We start from the raw sequence: 2,985 nt of genomic DNA on the forward strand, positions 1-2,985 counted from the left end.
TCATCCGTAAAACTACGACGTTGACTCTTCTTCTCTGACATCACTGACATCCTCTCAGCAGGATCAATAATCCCGCTAACTCGGGTGTCCACTAATTCAGGCTAACCCCAGTTTTGCCAGATTGCTCAGGATTTCTAGATCTTCTTGGACTTGGGCAACCACGCCTGGCCTGCGCACCTTGACCACGACGGCGGTTCCGTCATGCATGGTTGCCGCATGCGCCTGACCAATCGAGGCGCTTGCCAGCGGTGTATCGCTAAAAGTCTTAAAAAGTTCCTCGGGGCTAGCGCCGAGTTCTTGCGTTATGAGCGAGCGGATGGTCTTCGCAGGAAGTTGGGGAGCTTCGCTTTGAAGTTTTGACAGTTCGGCAAGGTAAGCCGGTGGCAGAATATCTGGCCGAGTGGAAAGCACCTGCCCGAGCTTGATAAAGGTTGCCCCTAGTTCCTCAAGCGCCCGTCTGACCCGCTCGGGATTCGTGAGATCGTCCCCGGACAACGGCTCTGCACCTAAGCGCAAGCGGCCCAAACCAATCCTTGTCGCGAGGGAGCCCAAACCATGCCGCGCCAAGATTTCAGCGACCTCAGCGTACCGTTCAAAGTGGTTTCCCATGCAGCGCTCCCCTTAGTGGCGACCCCGTAAACCCGCGGGCGCTTTCCTTCGAATTGCTCAAAGAATCCGTGGCCGTGGCCACACATTCGGCGAGCACTTTAGATGATCATAGTCGGCTTGAGGAAGTGCCACGAGCAGGGTCCACATGCTCCAGCACGAGTGCTCGATGTAGCTGTTTTACGAGACTCTCGGTGGCCACGGCATGGGGCTTGAGTCATCACTTTCAGCCGTGGAGGCAAATGATTGACTAAAGGACTGAGTCACTGCCAGGGCGAAGGCCCAAAAACTCAGCTGTGTGTATTACCGCCACCCCCATGGCGCGCGTCCCGAGATCCCCATAGGCTTTCGAACGTACCTGAACTAACAGGCGCAGCAAAGAATGCGCACAGGAACAACAAAGAAAAGGGGAGCACGCCATGGCGTACATAGCAGTGGGAACGCAAAACAGCACCGACGTGGAGTTGTACTACGAAGACCAAGGTGCCGGACAGCCTGTGGTCCTCATTCACGGCTATCCACTGGACGGCCATAGCTGGGAGCGCCAAACACGTGAACTTGTGGCCGCAGGCTACCGGGTCATCACCTACGACCGCCGCGGTTTCGGCCAATCCAGCAAGGTCACTACCGGCTACGACTACGACACCTTCGCAGCTGATCTAAATATGGTCCTCGAGACACTGGACCTTCAGGACGTGGTGTTGGTTGGCTTCTCCATGGGTACCGGAGAATTAGCTAGGTACGTCTCCACCTATGGACATGCCCGCGTTGCCAAGTTGGCTTTCCTAGCCTCGCTGGAACCGTTTCTGGTGGACAGCGACGGTGTCCCACAACAAGTTTTCGATGACATTGTTGCGCAGGCCAAAGATGACCGCTTTGCCTGGTTCACTAGCTTCTTCACTAACTTCTACAATCTGGATGAAAACCTCGGCTCCAGAATCAGCCAAGAGACCGTCACCGCAAGCTGGAACACGGCCACACGCAGCGCGCCGGTGGCCGCGTACGCTGTCGTGCCAGCGTGGATCGAAGACTTCCGCGGCGATGTGGAAGCTGTTCGCGCCAGTGGCAAGCCGGCGCTGATCCTGCACGGCACCAAGGACAACATCCTTCCCATCGATGCGACGGCCCGGAAGTTCCATCTGGCGCTGCCGGATGCCGATTACGTTGAAGTAGAGGGAGCTCCCCATGGATTGCTCTGGACCCACGCGCGGGAAGTCAACGACGCGCTACTGGCCTTCATTAGTAAACCCTGAGCGGAAGCAACTGGCGCGGCGTTGTAAACTTCAGATGACTTTCCGCGATAAGCGCGACAAGAACTAACACAAGGAGTATTGGTATGGCCGGTGGCCTCGTAGCACTACTGGATGACATAGCGGCACTGGTCAAGGTCACCGCTGCGTCCCTGGATGACATTGCTGTGGGCGCGGCCAAAGCCAGCGTCAAATCACTCGGTGTGGTGGTTGACGACGCTGCTGTCACACCGCAATACGTTGCGGGTTTGTCTCCCAAGCGTGAACTTCCCATCATTTGGAAAATTGCAGTAGGTTCCATCCGGAACAAGCTGCTTTTCATCCTGCCAATCGCCTTGCTGCTCTCACAGTTTGCCCCCTGGGCGCTGACCCCGATCTTGATGGTTGGAGGGGCCTATCTGGTGTTCGAGGGTGCTGAAAAGATCCTCGAAGCGATGGGCCTCATTAAGCATCACACCCCTGGCGGCGAGAGCGGTGCGCGTGATGAGAAAGCCATCATCGGTGCAGCCGTCCGCACCGACCTGGTGTTATCAGCGGAAATCATGGTTATCTCGCTCAACGAGGTGGCTCATGAGACCTTCCTTAACCGGACTCTGATTCTCATCCTGATCGCTTTCGCGATGACGGTGGGCGTCTACGGCGTGGTGGGTCTGATCGTGAAGATGGATGACATTGGCCTACATATGGCTGGCAAACCTTCCGCCATTGCACGCAAGGTGGGCCGCGGACTGGTCAAGGGAATGCCCATCCTGATGTCTATCCTGAGCAAGGTCGGCATTGTTGCCATGCTGTGGGTCGGTGGCCATTTGCTGTTGGTGGGCATGGATGAACTGGGCTGGCATGCACCGTATGGTTTTGTTCACCACGTTGAGATGTTGGTTCACGACGCCACCGGTTCCGCCGGCGCGGTGCTGGGCTGGTTGGTCAACACCGCTTTCTCCTGCGTGGCCGGTTTCATCCTCGGCTGTGTGGTCACAGCGGTGGTGCTGGGCATCAAGAAGTTGCGCGGCAAGCACTAGCCAACTGTTTTTTCTACGTCCCAAAAGTACGACGGCGGGGGGGCACCCTCTCCACGAAGGGGGGAGCCCGCTATCGTATCTCCGGGGTGCTGAAGGAAGAGAGTGCAACT

Annotated in this window: 3 protein-coding genes; 2 read left to right on the forward strand and 1 reads right to left on the reverse strand. The window is 57.0% G+C overall.

The window, feature by feature from the left end:
* Nucleotides 1-96: 96 nt before the first annotated feature.
* Nucleotides 97-609 (reverse strand): ABC1 kinase family protein, encoded by a 513-nt coding sequence (locus ACX80D_RS17660; protein WP_459324167.1) that lies wholly within the window; start codon nucleotides 607-609, stop codon nucleotides 97-99.
* 416 nt (nucleotides 610-1,025) lie between these two features.
* Between ACX80D_RS17660 and ACX80D_RS17665 the strand changes: the two genes are divergently transcribed.
* A complete protein-coding gene (locus tag ACX80D_RS17665) occupies nucleotides 1,026-1,859 on the forward strand; it encodes an alpha/beta fold hydrolase (RefSeq protein ID WP_459324168.1) in 834 nt (277 codons plus the stop codon).
* A gap of 83 nt (nucleotides 1,860-1,942) precedes the next feature.
* The gene (locus ACX80D_RS17670; RefSeq protein WP_459324169.1) at nucleotides 1,943-2,875 is read left to right on the forward strand and encodes a DUF808 domain-containing protein; all 933 of its coding nucleotides are present in this window, start codon (nucleotides 1,943-1,945) and stop codon (nucleotides 2,873-2,875) included.
* The last annotated feature ends 110 nt before the right edge of the window (nucleotides 2,876-2,985 follow it).

This window comes from Arthrobacter sp. Sr24, assembly GCF_054511175.1.